Raw genomic sequence first — 16,850 nt, 5'->3', positions numbered from 1 at the left:
GTGTGCGGATCGGATGCGTCAGACACATCCACTTCGCCCAGAGGTCCTCGCTTGTTCAACTCGACACGCCGTTCACAACCTCACTAGTCACAACATCTAGGCGCCGGGTTCCGGACGTCGGGGCCGGACCGGTGCTAGCGGTCCGCGGGTGCCCTGTCCGTGACTGCCCCGTCCGCGACGGCTTTGTCCGTGGTCGCGTTGTCGGTTGCCTTGTCAGCGGTTGCCCTGTCCGGGGTAGTGGTCGTGGCCGTCGTGCGGGTGGACCGGCGCCTGCGGAAGACTACGAGCAGTACGCCCAGCAGGCCCATCAGCGCGCACGTGACGACCGCGGACGTCACCAGGAACTCGTCGAGCCGGCCGCGGGCGAGGTAGGCGCCGAGGGCGACGGCGACCACGGCGCACACCGCGCGGTCGATGATGGACTCCATCGACAGCAGGGTGGCCCGGTAGCGGGAGTCGGGGATGGCGTCGTTGAGCAGCTGCTTCTGGATCGGGAACGACACCCCGGACGAGACGGCGAAGGCGCACAGCAGCACGACCGTCACGACGGGGCCGACGAGGACGATCAGGCCGAGGCTCGCGGCCATCACGATGGTCAGCAGGAACACCGACCTGGCCGCGCCCACCTTGCGCCGCAGCAGGTGCGGGCGGGCGGCGCCGAGCGCCTCGAAGACCGTCATCGCCGCCAGCACCGAGCCGAACCAGGTGACCGACAGGTCCTTGCCCTCCAGGATGGGCTGGAACAGGTTCACCTGCGCGATCCGCACCAGGGTGAACATCGCGACGCCCTGCACCATGAGCAGCAGCAGCCACCGGGACCTGCCCAACGCCGAGAACGCGCCGCTCACCCCGGCCAGCACGGTCGCGGTCCTGCCGTTGCCGACGGTCGGCGTCCAGCCGGGGATCGGCGGCAGCTTCAGCGCGAGCACGACCGCGATACCGGCGTTGATCGCGGTCAGCCAGTACGGCGAGGGCGTGTTCCACTGCATCAGCAGGCCGATCACCGGCCAGAACACGATCTTGCCGACCAGGCTGTAGGACCGGCCGACGCCTTCCGCCTTCAGGTACAGGTGGCCCGCGTCGTGCGCGTGCAGGAACTCGTACAGGTACGCGCTCTGCGCGCCGGAGATCAGCGACCTGGCCAGCGCGATGAGCAGGAAGTGCACCAGGAACCCGGTGTAGGAGCCGAGGAACACCGGCACCAGGTTCGCGGCCACCAGCACACCCGCGCCGCTGACCAGCGACGTCCGGTAGTCGAAGCGGTCGGCGACCATGCCGGTCGGGATCTCCAGCAGGCAGAACGCGATGTAGTAGACGCTCTGGATGCCGAAGATCTCGGCGTCGCTCATGCCGAGCTGCTTCTGGTAGGCGTAGAAGATCGGCACCCACAGCAGCAGGCCGAAGAAGAACTGGAAGCCGAAGGTCAGCCGGATCGCCCGCGTGATGGCGGGGTTCGTGGAGAGCGCCATCAGATCGAGTACGGCCGGAGCTGCACGACGAACAGGTGGTCGGAGTCGGCCAGCCACTCGACGTCGACCGGCGAGTCGAACGTGTAGTCCGGCGAGAAGTGCGCCTGCAACAGCCGTCCGACGACCGCTAGGCGTTGCAGCTGGTCCTTCGCCGCCTTGCCGAGGTCCTCGGTCGCGTCGCCCAGCGACACGGTCCGGCCGCCGCCCTCGACGGTGCTGTAGAGGTACTGCATCGGCTGCGTCGACCCGTCCACGACGTCGGTCACCTTCGGCGAGACGTTCACGTAGACGTTGCGGAAGTCGTTGCGGTTCATGGGGTTCGTGGTCACCAGCACACCGCCGAAGTCGGCCGCCACCTGCTCCTGCACGACCACGCCCATGTAGCAGTCGTCGAGCGAGATGCCCGCCTGCTGGCGGAGCCGGACGCTGCGCGGCGACACCAGCGAGGCCCAGACCTCCTTGATGCTCTCGACGATCTTCTCCGCCGTGGTGACGTGGTTGATCGACTCGTAGATGCCCGCCGCGGAGAACCCGGCCAGGTCCTCGGCGTTGGACGAGCTGCGCACCACGAACGCCCGCACGCCCGCGAGCCGGGTGACCAGCGCGGTGTCGATGTCGTGCAGCATGTGGTCGGGCATCCTGGTCGTGCGGATCAGCCGTTGCAGCTCCAGGCAGAGCGGCTCGACCTCGCGGGCGTCCAGCTCCAGGGCCATCTTCAGCTTGCCGATGGCCTGCTGGACGCGCGGCGAGGACTCCAGGAACCGCTGCTGGATCGAGAACGGCAGCGCGACGCCCCTGGGCACCCGGACGCGGTCAGCGAGCAGCTTGCGGGCCGCGAGCGTCAGGTCGGCGTCCTCCGGCACGTCCAGCAGCCGGGCGAGGTGCGGCAGCAGGTTCTCCCGCGGCGGCCGCGGCACCTGGAAGAAGCCGAGCAGCCTGCGCGAGCCGCCCGCGAGCACGTGGTGCAGCTCGCCGAGGTTCGCGGCCTTCGTGCCGTAGCGGTGCCGGTCGTGGTGGCGCAGCTCGCCCAGCCCGGCGATGGGGCTGTAGCTCGCCTCCGGCTCCTCCAGGGTGATCCGCTGGGCGTACCAGGCGGGGCGCCGGCCGAGCTCGGCCGGTTTGTCGATCAGCGTGAGCCCGACCTCGGCGTCGGCCGCGTCGACCCGGTAGGACACCCACTGGCCGTCGAGGTGCTCGCGGTCGATCAGGTCGAACGCGCCGAGCTGGATCGCGTTCGGGATCTGCCACCCGGTCGCGAGCACATTCGTGTGCGAAAGCGGTGTCGTGTGGTCGGCGTTGATGATTCCGGCGAGCCGGGGAATGTCGTCCGGAACGCGGTGCATCACGATGATGTCGTGCCACTCCAGCGTGTCGACGGCCGCGCGGTATTCGTCGGCCGACCGGAACGCGCGCAGCCCGCCCTGCGCCTCGCCGGGGTTCAAGGCGACGAACTGGGCGCTGGAGAACAATTCGTGGGCGAGGATCCTGGGCAGTTCCGCGGGCGGCAGCTGCGCGACGGCCTGCTCCTGGAGGTGGTTCGCGGGCTTGAACAGCAGCGGCAGCGACGGGTCGACGTGGTCGCGCACGAAGTGGTGGAACCAGACGATCATGTCCGACGACATCGTGTCGACCTCGACGGTCTCCAACGAGAAGATCCGCCGGTCCTCACGGGTGTGCAGGGCGAGAATCCCCAGGTAGAAGCGCCGGTCGGGGTCGTGGTAGAAGCCCTGGTTGTACTTGTCGATCGTCCGGCCCATCTCGTCCTTCGAGACGCCGAGGATCTGCTCGCCGATGTAGACCGCGTGGAACGCGTGCTCGGCGTTGTTGATGAAGTGGATCGTCGAGTTCACCCGGTCGACGACGACCTTGACGAACGAGTAACCGCCCAACCGGCCCGAGAGCTGGTTGAACGCGGAAATGCTCAGCTGTTCGCCCACCAACGCGGCAACGTCCGGCACTTGCTCTTCCTCCTTTGAGCGGAAGAGGAACGGTAACACCGTGACGGGGTGTGCCGCGGGTGCCGGATTTCCCATTTGCCGGGGATAGGGGCCCCTATTCTCAAATGCCCATCAAATACATGACCGGCGTCACGGTCCAGTGGAGTGAGATGTCCAATGGACTGGGACGCCGGTCCTGCGCAGTGGGCGGGTGATCCTCGTTACCGCAGTGCGGACGCCGCCGCGGCGAGCGCCTCGATCCGCCCGAAGTCACCGGCCGCCAACGCGTCCTTCGGGGCCAGCCACGAGCCGCCGACGCAGCCCACGTTCGGCAGCGCCAGGTACTTCGGCGCCGTCTCCGGCGTGATGCCGCCGGTCGGGCAGAAGCTCAGCTGCGGCAGCGGGCCGCCGATCGACTTCAGGTAGTCCACGCCGCCCGCGGCCTCCGCGGGGAAGAACTTCAGCGCCGTCAGCCCGCGTTCGAACAGCCGCAGCGCCTCCGACACGGTCGCCGCCCCCGGCAGGAACGGCAGCCCGGTGTCCTCCACCGCGTTCAGCAGCCTCTCGGTGCAGCCCGGCGTCACCAGGAACGCCGCCCCCGCCTTCGCCGCCTCCTCCGCCAGCTCCGGCGACGTCACCGTCCCCGCCCCGATCACGATCTCCGGCACCTCCGCCGCCACCCGCTCGATCGCCGCCAGCGCCGCGGGCGTCCGCAACGTCAGCTCGATCACCCGGACCCCGCCGCGCAGCAGCGCCTGCGCCAACGGCACGGCGTGGTCGGCGTCGTCCACGACGACGACCGGGATGACGGGGGACAGCGTGAGCAGATCCGCGCTGGTGGTCACCGCGAAACCTCCTGGGTCTGGTTGTCGGCGCTGGTCACCGAGAAAACGTCCGCGGCCCCCGCCTCACGGCCGGAAGCCCTGTTCGCAGCCTAGTTGGCGGAGACCGACGGCCGATCCTGGTCAAGATCGACTGTCGGTACCCGGTCGTACTGTGGAACTCGGGGGACCCACCCGACGGGAGGACCCTTGTTCGACGACGGCCGTGCTGCCTGCCTCCGGCGTGGCGGGATCGGACCGCCGTGACGTTGACCTGGCACTACACCGGTTTTGTCGGACCCCGTCGCTAGTGTGGATCTCGGGGGACCCACCCGGCCGGGGTACCTCCGCCTCGGGCCGCCCCGACCCGGCCGAGGCCGAGCCGAAGCAGAACTGAGTCGAAGCAAAGCCGAACCGCACCGTGGCCGAACCGCCGCCACGTCGAACCGCGGCAAAGCCGACCCCGCTGCCTTGGCCGAACCGCAGCCACGCCGGACCGCGGTCGACACCGAACCGCAGCCACATCAGGCCGCTGGCGACGCCGAACCGCAGCCACATCAGGCCGCTGCCGACACCGCCAGCCGAAGCCAGGTCCTGCCTACCGGGAAGCCCGGTCCCACTGCCCCTCGAAGTGCGAGGCGGCCACGGGGCCGAAGACGCTGGCGCCGCGGTCGGCCGGGCCGACGGCGCGGCGGAGGGCGGCGAACAGTTCGCGTCCGGTGCCGGTCCACGCCTGGGCGTCCGCGGGGAAGTCCACCATGGGGCGGTCGGCGAGCTCGTTGGCGTCGACGAACACCTCCAGCGTCCCGGTCTCGGCGTCGAGCCGGACGACGTCGCCGTCGCGGACCCGGCCGAGCGGGCCGCCGACGGCGGCCTCGGGGGTGAGCTGGATGGCGGCCGGGATCTTGCCGGAGGCGCCGGACATGCGGCCGTCGGTCACGATGGCGACCTTGTGCCCGCGGTCCATCAGCACGCCGAGCGGGGGCGTGAGCTTGTGCAGTTCCGGCATGCCATTGGCCTGCGGTCCCTGGTTGCGGACGACCACGACGACGTCGCGGTCCAGCTCGCCCGCCTGGAAGGCCTCGGCGAAGCCCTCCTGGGTGGTGAACACGCGGGCGGGCGCCTCGACGATCCGGTTCTCCGGGGCGACGGCGGACACCTTGATGACCGCGCGGCCGAGGTTGCCGGACATCATGCGCAGGCCGCCGTCGGCGGCGAACGGCTCGTCGACACCGCGCAGCACGGACTTGTCCAGGCTCTCGGCGGGGCCGTCGCGCCAGACCAGCTCGCCGTCGACGAGCACCGGCTCGGTGCGGTACCGGTCGAGCCCGAACCCGGCGACGGTGTGCACGTCGCGGTGCAGCAGACCGGCGTCGAGCAGGGTGCCGACCAGGAACTGGACGCCACCGGCGGCCTGGAAGTGGTTGATGTCGGCGCTGCCGTTCGGGTAGACCCGCGACAGCAGCGGCACGACCGAGGAGAGGTCGGAGAAGTCGTCCCAGCTGAGCTCGATGCCTGCGGCGGACGCGATGGCGACCAGGTGCATGGTCAGGTTGGTCGAGCCGCCCGTGGCCAGCAGGGCGATCACGCCGTTCACGATCGAGCGCTCGTCGACGACGTGGCCGAGCGGCGTGTGCTCGGCGCCGCGGCTGATCGCGATCACGCGGCGGGCGGCCTCCTCGGTCAGCGCGCGCCGCAGCGGGGTGCCCGGCGGCACGAAGGTCGCGCCCGGCAGGTGCAGGCCCATGACCTCGTTGACGAGCTGGTTGGAGTTCGCGGTCCCGTAGAACGTGCAGGTACCGGGGCTGTGGTAGGACGCGGCCTCGGCTTCGAGGAGGTCCTCGCGGGTGGCCTTGCCCTCGGCGTAGAGCTGGCGGACGCGGCTCTTCTCGGAGTTCGTCAGCCCGGAGCTCATGGGGCCGGCGGGCACCAGGATCGCGGGCAGGTGGCCGAACGACAGCGCGCCGATCAGCATGCCGGGGACGATCTTGTCGCACACCCCGAGCAGCAGCGTCGCGTCGAACATGTCGTGGGCCAGCGCCACGCCGGTGGACATCGCGATGACGTCCCGGCTGAACAGCGACAGCTCCATGCCGTCGCGGCCCTGGGTGATCCCGTCGCACATCGCGGGCACGCCGCCGGCGAACTGCGCGATGCCGCCGACGCCCCTGGCGGCTTCCTTGATCCACGCCGGGTACTCGTCCATCGGCTGGTGCGCCGACAGCATGTCGTTGTACGCGGACACGATGCCGATGTTCGGCTTGCGCAGCGCCCGCAGGGCGGCCTTGTCGCCGCCGGTGATGCCCGCGAAGCCGTGGGCGAGGTTGCTGCACCCCATGCCGCTCCGGGTGGTGCTCTCGGTCGCGGCGGCGGCCAGGCGCTCGAGGTAGGCGGTGCGGCCGACGGCGCTGCGGGTGGCTATGCGCCGGGTCACCTCGGTGACGACGGGGTGCGTTGGGCTCATGACTGGCTCCGGTGATCAGGGGCCGTGATGGGCCCCGGTGGACGACAGTGCTGCGGACTTCGCACGAACGGTCATGACCCATTCAGGGTAAGTCACCAGGGCGTTTTCCAACAGAACCGATACAGGGACCGATTCAGTAACTCCTGGGTAAGTGCGAATTAAATCTTGGTGTGTGTCGCTTGTCACAAGGCTCTGGACAAGGCAGAGTCGGCGTCGGGATCACTGACGGGGACCTCGGCAACGGAGGTGCGGCATGACGTCCACGGAGATCGTCGAGTTGAGGCGTGCACTGGGTCAGCTCAGGCAGTGCGTCGGCTCCCTGCGCGGGCGGTATGGCGACGTTGCCGCAGTGCAGCGGCTTGCCAACGACATCGAGCGCATGGACATCGACGCCACGGAGTTGATCGACATCGACTCCCCGCCACGGCCTCGGCAGGCGCCGCTGGTCGAGCGGGAGGTGGTCGTCGTGCCCGACACGCCGTACGACTCGTCCCTCTGGCAGGACGCTGACGACGAAGGCCTGGGTGGCTATCGTCAGCGATAGGTGACCTGCGACACTCCACCTCGGCCCCCGCCGGAACACGCGGGGGCCGAGGCCTTTGCAGCCACAACGACGTGGAAACCGAGGTGGGCCAGTTGGTGAGGGCGCAGATCTCCGAGCGCACGCTCCGCACGGACCGGTGGTGGCTCTCACCGCTGCTGACGGTCGCGGGCCTGGGCCTGATCTCGGTCTACGCCGCGATACGCACGTTCATGAACGACTACTACTGGGTCGGGGAGTACCACTACCTGACCCCGATGTACTCGCCCTGCCTGAGCGCCGAGTGCGTCCCGGCGGCCAGCCACTTCGGCCAGCCGCTGCCGGAGCTGCCCGGCTTCCTCACGCCGCCGATCTTCATCATCCCGTTCCTGCTGGGATTCCGGATCACCTGCTACTACTACCGCAAGGCCTACTACCGGGCGGCCTGGATGTCGCCGCCCGCGTGCGCCGTGGCGGAGCCCCACAAGACGTACACCGGCGAGACCAAGGCGCCGCTGATCGCGCAGAACCTGCACCGCTACTTCTTCTACGCGGCCTCGATCCTGCTGCTGATCAACATCTACGACGCGATAGCCGCCTTCTCCGGTGAGAAGGGCTTCGGCATCGGACTCGGGAACATCATCCTGCTGGTCAACGTCGGCCTGCTCGCCGCGTACACGCTGTCCTGCCACTCGTGCAGGCACATCATGGGCGGCAAGCTCAAGCACTTCTCCAAGCACCCCGTCCGCTACTGGATGTGGCAGAGGATCTCCACGCTCAACGGCAAGCACATGCAGCTCGCCTGGTCGTCGCTGATCTTCGTCTGCCTGACCGACCTCTACATCGCGCTCGTCGCCTCCGGGGTCATCGGCGACCTGCGTTTCGTCAACTAGGGAGCACAACCTTGGCCGAGCTGGAACGGCACTCCTTCGACGTCCTCGTCATCGGTGCCGGAGGCGCCGGACTGCGAGCCGCGATCGAGGCCCGCGAGCACGGGATGCGCACGGCGGTGCTCTGCAAGTCGTTGTTCGGCAAGGCGCACACGGTCATGGCCGAGGGCGGCATCGCCGCGGCCATGGGCAACGTGAACTCCAACGACAGCTGGCAGGTCCACTTCCGCGACACGATGCGCGGCGGCAAGTTCCTCAACAACTGGCGGATGGCCGAGCTGCACGCCAAGGAGGCCCCGGACCGGGTCTGGGAGCTGGAGACCTACGGCGCGCTGTTCGACCGCACCGCAGACGGCCGGGTCAGCCAGCGCAACTTCGGCGGCCACGAGTACCCGCGGCTCGCGCACGTCGGCGACCGCACCGGCCTGGAGCTGATCCGCACCCTCCAGCAGAAGATCGTGTCGCTCCAGCAGGAGGACCACGCCGAGACCGGCGACCACGAGGCCAAGCTGAGGGTGTTCCAGGAGTTCACGGTCAGCGACCTGCTGGTCGAGGACGGCCGGATCGCCGGCGCGTTCGGCTACTGGCGCGAGTCCGGCCGGTTCGCGCTGTTCACCTCGCCCGCCGTGATCCTGGCGACCGGCGGCATCGGCAAGTCGTTCAAGGTCACCTCGAACTCCTGGGAGTACACCGGCGACGGCCACGCGCTGGCGCTGCGCGCGGGTGCCTCGCTGATCAACATGGAGTTCATCCAGTTCCACCCGACCGGCATGGTCTGGCCGCCCAGCGTGAAGGGCATCCTGGTCACCGAGTCGGTCCGCGGCGACGGCGGTGTGCTGCGGAACTCCGAAGGCAAGCGGTTCATGTTCGACTACATCCCCGAGGTCTTCAAGGAGAAGTACGCCGACAGCGAGGCCGAGGGCGACCGCTGGTACACCGACGCCGACAACAACCGGCGGCCACCGGAGCTGCTGCCGCGCGACGAGGTGGCGCGCGCGATCAACTCCGAGGTGAAGGCCGGGCGCGGCACCGAGCACGGCGGCGTCTTCCTGGACGTGTCGACCCGGCTGCCCGCCGAGGAGATCACCCGTCGGCTGCCGTCGATGCACCACCAGTTCAAGGAGCTGGCCGACGTCGACATCACCGCCCAGCCGATGGAGGTCGGGCCGACCTGCCACTACGTCATGGGCGGCGTGGAGGTCGATCCGGACACCGGCGCCTCGTCGGTGCCCGGCCTGTTCGCGGCGGGCGAGGTGTCCGGCGGCATGCACGGCTCCAACCGGCTCGGCGGCAACTCGCTGTCGGACCTGCTGGTCTTCGGCCGCAGGGCGGGAACGGGCGCGTCGGACTACGTGAGCGCGCTGCCGGTGCGGCCGGTGCCGTCCGAGGCGGCCGTGGCGGAGGCGCAGGCGACCGCGCTGGCCCCGTTCTCCGGTGAGGGCGGGGAGAACCCGTACACCCTGCACATGGAGCTCCAGCAGGCGATGAACGACCTCGTCGGCATCATCCGCAAGGCCGAGGAGATCGAGCAGGCGCTGGAACGGCTGGAGGGCCTGAAGGCCCGCGCCCGCACGCTGACCGTCGAGGGCCACCGGCAGTTCAACCCCGGCTGGCACCTCGCCCTGGACCTGCGGAACATGCTCGTCGTGAGCGAGTGCGTGGCCAAGGCCGCGCTGCTGCGCACCGAGAGCCGCGGCGGCCACACCCGCGACGACTACCCCGGCATGGACCCGGAGTGGCGGCGCAAGCTGCTGGTGTGCAGGACGACCGGACCGTCCGAAGTGGACGTCGAGGTCAAGGCGCAGATCCCGATCCGCGAGGACCTGCTGGAGCTGTTCGACCGGGGCGAGCTGGAGAAGTACCTCACCGGTGACGAGTTGGGGAGCTGACATGGGTTACCAGGGGAACTTCCGGGTCTGGCGCGGGGACGCCGACGGAGGCGGGCTGGAGGACTTCACCGTCGAGGTGAACGAGGGCGAGGTCGTCCTCGACGTCATCCACCGCCTGCAGGCCACCCAGGCCGGGGACCTGGCCGTGAGGTGGAACTGCAAGGCGGGCAAGTGCGGCTCGTGCTCGGCGGAGATCAACGGCAGGCCGCGCCTGCTGTGCATGACCCGCATGTCCACGTTCACCGAGGGCGAGACCATCACGATCACGCCCATGCGCACGTTCCCGATCATCCGCGACCTCGTGACCGACGTGTCGTTCAACTACACCAAGGCCCGCGAGATCCCGTCGTTCAAGCCGCCGAAGGGGCTCGCGCCGGGCGAGTACCGGATGCAGCAGGTCGACGTGGAGCGCTCGCAGGAGTTCCGCAAGTGCATCGAGTGCTTCCTGTGCCAGGACACCTGCCACGTGATCCGCGACCACGAGGAGAACAAGGAGGCCTTCGCGGGCCCCCGGTTCCTCATGCGGGTCGCCGAGCTGGAGATGCACCCGCTGGACGAGGGCGGGCGGGTCGACGCGGCGCAGGAGCAGCACGGGCTGGGGCTGTGCAACATCACCAAGTGCTGCTCCGAGGTGTGCCCCGAGCACATCAAGATCACCGACAACGCCCTGATCCCGATGAAGGAGCGCGTCGCCGACCGCAAGTACGACCCCATCGTCTGGCTGGGCAACAAGATCTTCCGCCGCCAGCCCTGACCGGGTTCTCCACCCGATCGTGTGCCTATCGCCCATGGGATGACCACGTGGATCTGGATACGTTGGTCAGTGGGCGGCACCGAGGTGGGAGGGGAAGGTCATGGCGGGTATCGATGGTGACGGGTCCAGCGGATGCGACGGCAGCTCGTCCTCGTGAGGTGACGAGGGCGCGGTCGTCCATCCGGTGGGCGGCTTTCCGGTGACCCCGGCCTGAGATGAGGGGTTCCGGATGCGCGGGTCCAGGTGACCGAGGCTCGTGGGCTGGTGCGGCTCGTCCGGTGAGCGCGGTGAGCAGGCAGGTGCGGTGAGCGCGCTTGCCTGGTCGGTGCGGCTTGCCCTGTGCGTGCGGCTTGCTTTGCACGTGCGGCCGGCCCGGTGAGTGCGGGTCACGGGTGAACCTGGAGCGGTACGCGAAAGGGGCGCCCCCGGAGTTCCGGGAGCGCCCCCTTCGGGACTGACCACCAAGCTTCACAGCGCCAGCCGTCACAGCGCCAGGTGTCGCGGCGCCAGGCTTTGCCTGACCCGGATCGCTCGATGGACCCTGGTCGCTGCCTAGACCGCTACATGGACTGGGAGGCGGCCGGGATCGCCACGTCGTCCAGTGCCTTGGTGTCGATCGGGGTGAGCTTCTTGTCGCGGCGGTTGCGCTTCTCCAGCGTGACGGCCAGCCAGGTGAGCAGCAGGCACATCGTCACGTAGATCGCGGCCACCACGAGGGTCACCGGCACCAGGGGCCTGCCGAACTGGCCCTGGCCGCCGAGGTACTTCGCGTAGTCGAGCAGTTCCTTGTAGTTGATGATGAAGCCGAGCGCGGTGTCCTTCAGCAGCACGACGAGCTGGCTGACGATGGTCGGCAGCATCACCCGCAGGGCCTGCGGGAGCAGGACCAGCACCATCACCTGGGTCTTGCGCATGCCGAGCGCGTATGCCGCCTCGGTCTGCCCGCGCGGCAGCGACATGATGCCCGCGCGGAAGACCTCGGCGAGCACCGACCCGTTGTACAGGGTCAGACCGACGACGACCGCGGTGAACTGCGACATCTTGATGTCGATGGCGGGGAGGCCGAAGTAGAAGAAGAAGATCATGATCAGCAGCGGGATGGCCCGGAAGACCTCGACGATGACCGTCGCCGGTCCGCGCCAGATGGCGTGCTCCGAGAGCTTGCCCGCCGCGAGGATCGCGCCGAACAGCATGGCCATGACGGCGCCGAGGGCGAAGGCCTTCAGCGTGGCCAGGATCCGCTCGGCGAGCTGCTCCTGGATCGTCGTGTACTGCAGCCACTCCCACATCTTCGGGGCGAACTGGCCGCTGTCGTAGAAGCGGTAGCCGATGAACCCGACGATGCCCGCCACGCCGATGACGCCGACCACGGCGAGGATCTGGTGGCGCAGCCTGGCCTTGGGACCGGGTACGTCGAACAGCACGTTGCTCATCGGGCGACGCTCCAGCGCTTCTCGAGGCTGCGTTGCAGGAAGGTCAGCGGCAGGACCAGGACCACGAAGAAGAACGCGACCCAGGACAGGCCGACCAGCATGTTCGCGCCCTCCTCGGAGAGCGTCGACTGGATGGCGCCCGCGTCGCCGACGGAGAAGCCCGCCGACACGGTCGTGTTCTTCAGCAACGCGATCAGGGTGCTCACCAGCGGCGGGACGACCGACCGCATGGCCTGCGGCAGCACGACGCTCCCGAGCATCTGCGTGAAGGTGAGTCCGAGCGCTCGCGACGCCTCGGCCTGGCCGACCGGAACGGTGTTGATGCCCGAACGGACCACCTCGCAGATGAACGCGGAGGTGTACAGGGTCAGGGCCACGATCGCACCCTGCTCGTAGTCCAACTTGAGGATCTTCAGCAGCGGGTAGGCGAACGTGAAGAAGAAGAACACCAGGGTCAGCGGGGTGTTGCGGACCAGCGTGACGTAGGTGGCCCCGGCTGCCCGGAACACCGGCACGGGACTGACCCTCATCATCGCGAGGATCGTCCCCAGCAGCAGGGATCCGACCGCCGAGAACGCGAACAGCTTCAACGTGGTGGCGAACGCGCTCAGGAAGAGGCCGGAATAGGTGGAAAGGAGACTCATCGGGGTTCCTTGCCGGTGGGCTCGGGTAGAGAGATGGCCGGTGACCCGCCCTCAGGCGCGGTCACCGGCCACCGTCGTGGGTCAGTAGCGCTCGATCAACGGCTTGGTGGCCGCGGATCCCGACTTGCCCAGCGTGGAGTCGTAGATCGACTGCCACGTGCCGTCCTTCAGCGCCGCCTCGAGGATGTCGAAGAGCTTGCCGCGCAGCACGGTGTCCTCCTTGGACAGACCGATGCCGTAGGGCTCGTTCGAGAACGGCTTGCCGACGACCTTGAACTTGTCCGGCTCCTGCGCCGCGTAGCCCTTGAGGATCGCGTCGTCCGTCGTGACGGCGTCGATCGAGCCCTCGGCCAGCTTGGAGACGCACTGCGAGTAGTTCTGGAACTCGGTGATGTTCTCCGGCTCCGTCAGGCCCTCCTCCTTGACCTTCTTGATCGGCGTCGAGCCGGTCACGGAGCAGACCTTCTTGCCCTTGAGGGCGTCCTTGCCGGTGATCGCCGTGTCGTCCTTGCGCACCAGCAGGTCCTGGCCCGCGGTGTAGTACGGGCCCGCGAAGCCGACCTTCTCCTTGCGGCCCGCGTTGATCGTGTACGTGCCGACGTAGTAGTCGACGTCGCCGTTGATCAGGGCCTGCTCACGACCGGCGGACGCGATCGCCTTGTAGTCGATCTTGTCCTCGGCGAAGCCGAGCTTCGCGGCGACCAGCTTGGCGATCTCGATGTCGAAGCCGCTGTACTTGTTCGTCGTCGGGTCCTTGAAGCCCAGACCGGGCTGGTCCTCCTTGACGCCGATGACGACGCGGCCGCGCGACTTGATCTTCTCGAACGTCGGCGAGCCGTCCAGCTTCACGTCGGATGCGACAGCCTGCGAGGGGGCCGTGCCCCCCGTGTCTCCAGGGGTGCCTTCCTTGCCGCATGCGGTCAGCGCGAGGCCGCCGGCAAGCAGCACCGCCGCAAGGGTACGAGCCCTCATCGTCCTTCTCCTGCTCTGTGTAGATCAGGCGACGCCTGTCGGGCGTCGCGAGTGCTGGGACTTCAGTGGGTCAGGATCTTGCCAAGGAAGTCCTTCGCGCGGTTGGACTTCGGGGCGGAGAAGAACTCCTTCGGGGTGGAGTCCTCCACGATCTCCCCGTCGGCCATGAAGATGACGCGGTCCGCGGCTTTGCGGGCGAAACCCATCTCGTGGGTGACGACGAGCATCGTCATGCCTTCCTTGGCCAGCGTCGTCATGACGTCCAGCACCTCCTGGACCATCTCCGGGTCCAGCGCGGAGGTCGGCTCGTCGAACAGCATGACCTTGGGCCGCATGGCCAGCGCACGCGCGATCGCGGCGCGCTGCTGCTGCCCGCCCGACAGCTGGGCGGGGTACTTCCCTGCCTGGTTCGCGATGCCGACCCGCTCCAGCAGCTCCGTCGCGTGCTCGAGCGCCTCGTTCTGCGGGACCTTGCGCACCTTCACCGGCGCGAGCAGCACGTTGTCGACGATGCTCTTGTGCGCGAACAGGTTGAACGACTGGAACACCATGCCCACGTCCGCGCGGAGCCGGGCGAGCTCCTTGCCCTCGGCGGGCAGCGGCTGGCCGTCGACCTCGATCGTGCCGGAGTCGATGGGCTCGAGGCGGTTGATGGTGCGGCACAGCGTCGACTTGCCGGAGCCCGAGGGGCCGAGCACGACGACCACCTGGCCCTTGGGCACCTCCAGGTTGACGTTCTTCAGAACGTGCAGAGGGCCGAAGAACTTGTCCACGCCCGCCATTTTGATCATCGGCGGTGCGGTGGTGGGGGCGGTCATCGAATCCTCCAACTGGCAATTGTCAGCGCTGGGCAAAACCTAGGTGTGCGCCACCACACCAGTCCACGACATTGAGCAAGACTTAGGGTCTCAACTCTGTCACAGGTCGGCGACCCCTACCCGAAAGGGACCACAGTGCGTGTGCTGCTCGTCGAGGACGACGACCGTGTCGCAGAAGCGCTGGTCCCGGCGCTGACGCGACGTGGGTTCACGGTAGATCGTCAAGCTACCGGTAGGGGTACTTTAGACAGATTGTTAGGGGTGGATGTCGTCTTGCTCGATCTCGGTCTGCCCGATGTGGACGGTGTGACGCTGTGCCGGAGCATCCGCGCGGCGAGCGACGTGGCGATCATCGTGGTGTCCGCGCGCGGCGAGATCGACGACCGGATCCTGGGGCTGCACGCCGGCGCGGACGACTACCTGGTGAAGCCCTACGACGTGGGTGAGCTGGTGGCGCGGGTGCACGCGGTGCGCAGGCGCCGCGGCGACCCGGTGGGCCTCGGCGGTACCGGAACCGAGGTGTTCACGATCGGCGACGTCCGGGTCGACCTGGCGCGGCACGAGGTGACGGTCGCGGGCGCGTCCGTCGCGCTGTCGCGCAAGGAGTTCCAGGTGTTGGCGCTGGTCGTCGCGGCGGGCGGCGCGGTCTGCACCCGCGAGCGCATCCTGGCCGAGATCTGGGGGCGCACCTGGTCGGGCGCCAACCGGACGCTGGACGTCCACGTCGCGACCCTGCGGACCAAGCTCGGCCGCCCGTGGCTGCTGGAGACCGTCCGCGGTGTCGGCTACCGGCTGGGCACGCCCACCGCCGAACCGGGCGACGGCTGACGTGCGCTCACGGCTCCTCGGCATCGTGCTGGCACTGGTCGTGCTGGTGCTGGTCGGGCTCGGCGGGCCGCTCGGGCGGGGGGTGGCCGCGGCCGAGCAGCAGGAGCTGTTCCTGGACCGGCTCACCGACACCAGCAGGTTCGCCTCGGTCGCCCAGCGGCCGCTGATCGACGGACGGCCCGAGCTGCTCGTCCCGGCCCTTCAGCGCTACGACGAGGTCTACGGGATCACGGTCGTCCTGCTCGACCGCGAACGCCAGGTCAAGGCCGCCTCGCGGGCGGACGTGGACCTCGACGCGGACGGCGTGTCGGAGATGATCACCGGCGCGCTGGTCGGGCGGCTGCCCTCGGCGCCGCCGGTGCTGATGCCGTGGGACGAGGAGCAGCTGGTGCTGGCCGAGCCCGTGCTGGTCGACGGGGAGGTGCGCGGCGCGGTCGTCACGTTCTCGCCCACCGACAAGGCCCGCGGCCAGGTGCTGGTCTGGTGGTCGGTGCTGCTCACCGGCAGCGCGCTCGCCCTGTCGCTGGCCGTCCTCGCCGCGCTGCCGCTGGTCCGGTGGACCCTGCGACCGGTGGAGCGGCTCGACGACGCGACCGGCAAGCTGCTGGCCGCGGTGGTGTCGGGCAGACCGGTGACGCCGGTCGGGGCGTCCAGCGGCCCGCCCGAGCTGCGCCAGCTCAGCCGGTCGTTCGACCAGATGGCCGCCAACGTCGGCGACGCGCTGGCCGCGCAGCGGGCGTTCGTCGCCGACGCCTCGCACCAGCTGCGCAACCCGCTGACCGCCCTCAAGCTGCGACTGTCCAATCTGGAGGGACACGTCGACGAGTCGGCCGAGGTGCACCAGGTGGCGGCGGTCGCGGAGGCCGACCGGCTCAACCGGATCCTGGACGAGCTGCTGTCGATGGCGCGCGCCGAGTCCAGCTCCGTCGACCCGCTGGTGGTCGACGTCGACCGGGCCGTCGCGGGACGGCTGTCCGCGTGGCAGCCCGCCGCCGTGGCCAAGAACGTGCACCTCGTGCTGGACGGCGAACGCGGTGGGGCTGCCCTGGCACCGCCGCGGGGCGTCGAGGCGATCCTCGACGCGCTGCTGGACAACGCCTTCAAGTTCACCCGCGAGGACACCCTCGTGCACGTCGACGTCCGCCGTCGCGACGGCTGGGTGCGGATCTCGGTGCGCGACGAGGGGCCGGGGCTGGCGGCCGACGAGCTGGAGCGCGCCACCGACCGGTTCTGGCGGAGCCAGGCCCACCAGAACGTGTCCGGGTCCGGGCTGGGGCTGTCGATCGTGCGGCGGATCGTCGAGCGGGTGGACGGCGAGGTCGTGCTGGAGAGCCCCGAGGGCGGCGGGCTGGAGGTCGTCGTGACGCTGCCCGCGGTCGACTAGCGCGGTGACCACCGGGCCAGGGGACGT

The 16,850-nt window shown here is 69.1% G+C and carries 14 protein-coding genes; 6 read left to right on the top strand and 8 right to left on the bottom strand.

Annotated elements, in window-relative coordinates; genetic code table 11:
• Positions 1 to 134 precede the first annotated feature (134 nt).
• The 4 genes from CLV43_RS45645 to edd form a co-directional block, all read right to left on the bottom strand.
• A complete protein-coding gene (locus CLV43_RS45645) occupies positions 135 to 1,469 on the bottom strand; it encodes an MFS transporter (protein WP_106196809.1) in 1,335 nt (444 codons plus the stop codon).
• Positions 1,469 to 3,427 carry a PEP/pyruvate-binding domain-containing protein gene (locus CLV43_RS45640; RefSeq protein ID WP_245887515.1) on the bottom strand — a complete coding sequence of 653 codons (1,959 nt, stop codon included), beginning with the start codon at positions 3,425 to 3,427 and terminating at the stop codon, positions 1,469 to 1,471. Before CLV43_RS45640 ends, CLV43_RS45645 begins: the two co-directional genes overlap by 1 nt.
• Before the next feature lie 200 nt (positions 3,428 to 3,627).
• Positions 3,628 to 4,251: a bifunctional 4-hydroxy-2-oxoglutarate aldolase/2-dehydro-3-deoxy-phosphogluconate aldolase gene (gene eda, locus CLV43_RS45635; RefSeq protein WP_106196807.1), complete on the bottom strand. Its 624-nt coding sequence runs from the start codon at positions 4,249 to 4,251 to the stop codon at positions 3,628 to 3,630.
• Between the two features lie 574 nt (positions 4,252 to 4,825).
• Positions 4,826 to 6,691 carry a phosphogluconate dehydratase gene (gene edd, locus CLV43_RS45630; protein ID WP_106196806.1) on the bottom strand — a complete coding sequence of 622 codons (1,866 nt, stop codon included), beginning with the start codon at positions 6,689 to 6,691 and terminating at the stop codon, positions 4,826 to 4,828.
• Between the two features lie 253 nt (positions 6,692 to 6,944).
• On the opposite strand from edd, the gene CLV43_RS45625 reads away from it, so the two are divergent.
• From CLV43_RS45625 to CLV43_RS45610, 4 genes are all read left to right on the top strand, one after another.
• On the top strand, positions 6,945 to 7,235 hold the full coding sequence (locus tag CLV43_RS45625) for a hypothetical protein (protein ID WP_106196805.1): 291 nt from the start codon (positions 6,945 to 6,947) through the stop codon (positions 7,233 to 7,235).
• A 95-nt stretch (positions 7,236 to 7,330) separates the two neighbouring features.
• Positions 7,331 to 8,104: a hypothetical protein gene (locus CLV43_RS45620; protein WP_106196828.1), complete on the top strand. Its 774-nt coding sequence runs from the start codon at positions 7,331 to 7,333 to the stop codon at positions 8,102 to 8,104.
• Positions 8,105 to 8,115: 11 nt separating this feature from the next.
• Positions 8,116 to 9,990, top strand: a complete 1,875-nt coding sequence (locus CLV43_RS45615; protein ID WP_106196804.1) for a fumarate reductase/succinate dehydrogenase flavoprotein subunit — start codon at positions 8,116 to 8,118, stop codon at positions 9,988 to 9,990.
• Position 9,991: 1 nt separating this feature from the next.
• Positions 9,992 to 10,744 carry a succinate dehydrogenase/fumarate reductase iron-sulfur subunit gene (locus CLV43_RS45610; protein ID WP_106196803.1) on the top strand — a complete coding sequence of 251 codons (753 nt, stop codon included), beginning with the start codon at positions 9,992 to 9,994 and terminating at the stop codon, positions 10,742 to 10,744.
• 560 nt (positions 10,745 to 11,304) lie between these two features.
• On the opposite strand, the gene CLV43_RS45605 is transcribed toward CLV43_RS45610, so the two are convergent.
• The 4 genes from CLV43_RS45605 to CLV43_RS45590 all read right to left on the bottom strand — a co-directional run bounded on the left by CLV43_RS45605 (position 11,305) and on the right by CLV43_RS45590 (position 14,584).
• A complete protein-coding gene (locus tag CLV43_RS45605; RefSeq protein ID WP_106196802.1) occupies positions 11,305 to 12,177 on the bottom strand; it encodes an amino acid ABC transporter permease in 873 nt (290 codons plus the stop codon).
• Complete coding sequence (locus CLV43_RS45600) at positions 12,174 to 12,821, bottom strand: amino acid ABC transporter permease (RefSeq protein WP_106196801.1); 648 nt, start codon at positions 12,819 to 12,821, stop codon at positions 12,174 to 12,176. The genes CLV43_RS45605 and CLV43_RS45600 overlap by 4 nt, the downstream gene beginning before the upstream one ends.
• An 81-nt stretch (positions 12,822 to 12,902) precedes the next feature.
• The gene (locus tag CLV43_RS45595) at positions 12,903 to 13,793 is read right to left on the bottom strand and encodes a glutamate ABC transporter substrate-binding protein (protein ID WP_106196800.1); all 891 of its coding nucleotides are present in this window, start codon (positions 13,791 to 13,793) and stop codon (positions 12,903 to 12,905) included.
• Between the two features lie 62 nt (positions 13,794 to 13,855).
• Positions 13,856 to 14,584, bottom strand: a complete 729-nt coding sequence (locus tag CLV43_RS45590; protein ID WP_211304884.1) for an amino acid ABC transporter ATP-binding protein — start codon at positions 14,582 to 14,584, stop codon at positions 13,856 to 13,858.
• Between the two features lie 162 nt (positions 14,585 to 14,746).
• Between CLV43_RS45590 and CLV43_RS45585 the strand changes: the two genes are divergently transcribed.
• Both CLV43_RS45585 and CLV43_RS45580 read left to right on the top strand, forming a co-directional pair.
• Positions 14,747 to 15,439, top strand: coding sequence for a response regulator transcription factor (locus CLV43_RS45585; RefSeq protein WP_106196798.1), 693 nt, complete (start codon positions 14,747 to 14,749; stop codon positions 15,437 to 15,439).
• Between the two features lies 1 nt (position 15,440).
• Positions 15,441 to 16,823, top strand: a complete 1,383-nt coding sequence (locus tag CLV43_RS45580; RefSeq protein WP_106196797.1) for a sensor histidine kinase — start codon at positions 15,441 to 15,443, stop codon at positions 16,821 to 16,823.
• Positions 16,824 to 16,850 lie beyond the last annotated feature (27 nt).

Source organism: Umezawaea tangerina (assembly GCF_003002815.1).
Lineage (GTDB): Bacteria > Actinomycetota > Actinomycetes > Mycobacteriales > Pseudonocardiaceae > Umezawaea > Umezawaea tangerina.
The sequence above is the reverse complement of the archived record's forward strand: the minus strand, read 5'-3'. Positions and strand labels throughout refer to the sequence as shown.